The sequence below is a fragment of the Pseudochrobactrum sp. AO18b genome, assembly GCF_000409565.1.
In the GTDB taxonomy this organism is placed as follows: domain Bacteria; phylum Pseudomonadota; class Alphaproteobacteria; order Rhizobiales; family Rhizobiaceae; genus Pseudochrobactrum; species Pseudochrobactrum saccharolyticum.
Genome location: NZ_ANNO01000457.1, coordinates 1 through 1,175, shown reverse-complemented (window position 1 = coordinate 1,175; position 1,175 = coordinate 1). Strand labels below are relative to the sequence as shown.

General features: G+C 48.1%; 2 protein-coding genes. Both read left to right on the top strand.

Annotated elements, in window-relative coordinates; translation table 11 throughout:
• Nucleotides 1-538, top strand: a 538-nt coding sequence (locus tag A918_RS0117175; RefSeq protein ID WP_028233942.1) for a DUF4113 domain-containing protein, incomplete at its 5' end; no start/stop codon positions are given.
• A 31-nt stretch (nucleotides 539-569) separates the two neighbouring features.
• A complete protein-coding gene (locus tag A918_RS0117170) occupies nucleotides 570-896 on the top strand; it encodes a hypothetical protein (RefSeq protein ID WP_022712245.1) in 327 nt (108 codons plus the stop codon).
• The last annotated feature ends 279 nt before the right edge of the window (nucleotides 897-1,175 follow it).

Genomic DNA, 1,175 nt, shown 5'->3' with positions numbered 1-1,175 from the left:
GGCCGTTCCCCGTTCTGCAGGGCAGCCAATGCGCGATCTTGGGGCAGTCATGCAAGCGCTTACCGCCCACGCATCCCGCGCAGCTGAAAAGCTGCGGATGCACGGGCTTGTTGCTGGTCAGATAACCGCATTTTTTCACACAAATGCGTTTTCAAATACTGTCCCTCAACATTCGGTTTCGCGCACGATAAAGCTGAAGCCAATGACAAGTAATACCTTCGATCTTGTGCAGGCTGTTAGCCGGTGCGCTCATGCCGGTTGGCATCCAAAAGCGGAAGCGATCGGTTATGCTTATACAAAAGCTGGTGTGATGCTGGATGATCTTCTGAAGGCAGAGGACGCGCCCAAAATGCTCTTTGATGTAGAGCAGCCCCGCGATGCTCGCCTCATGGAAGCGATGGACGCAATTAATGACCGATACGGAAAGCGTAAAATTGTTATCGGTGCGCAAGGTTTTCAAAATAAGCACGAGGCAAAAGCAGATATGCGCTCACCGAGATTTACAACACGCTTTTCAGATTTGCCGGTGATACAATAACAGGCGCTCACAAAAATGAGAAAGTCTCGATATGTTTAAGAAAATTATGACAGGCGGTTATCCGTTAAACTGGCCGTTTATCATGGATAATGGAAGCGGCGAACCTACCGTAATAGCTTTTCTGGAAGATGCCGAAGGCGATATTCTCCAAATTCATTTTACACCTGAAAAAGATTTGGAAATTCAAACAGAAGATTTTGCTCACATATGTCTCATGGCAGAGCAGCTTAAACTTATGAATGCGATGCTTACAGAGGCAAATATTCTGTGGCGCAAATTAGATAAATATTGGCAAAACGATACTTGGCACGGTTGGGAAAATCTAGCAACGCAACCTGAAGTCACTGATCAAAACTGAAATCGTCTATCTTTTGTCTTATCAGATTATGCCGTTCCCCTTCGGGTCGGGCTTTATTCCGTTCGCCCTGGCACTGCGTTGCAGCGACTAGGGCGAACTCCACCGAACCCGCAAGCGGTTTCGTCCCTTCGGGTAACAATCCCTAACGCAAGAACTGCATGAACTGCCTGCGCCGTCACTACGGCACTATTTGATTTGCGCGTTCTGGCTTCGGCTTCAGCGCTTCGCGCTTTTGTTCATTTTTACAGATGAATAAAGGGGAACAAGGGGGCTTTGCCC

Coding starts and splice junctions, on each gene's coding strand:
- A918_RS0117170 (WP_022712245.1), top strand. CDS start 570: ATGTTTAAGAAAATTATGACAGGCGGTTATCCGTTAAACTGGCCGTTT.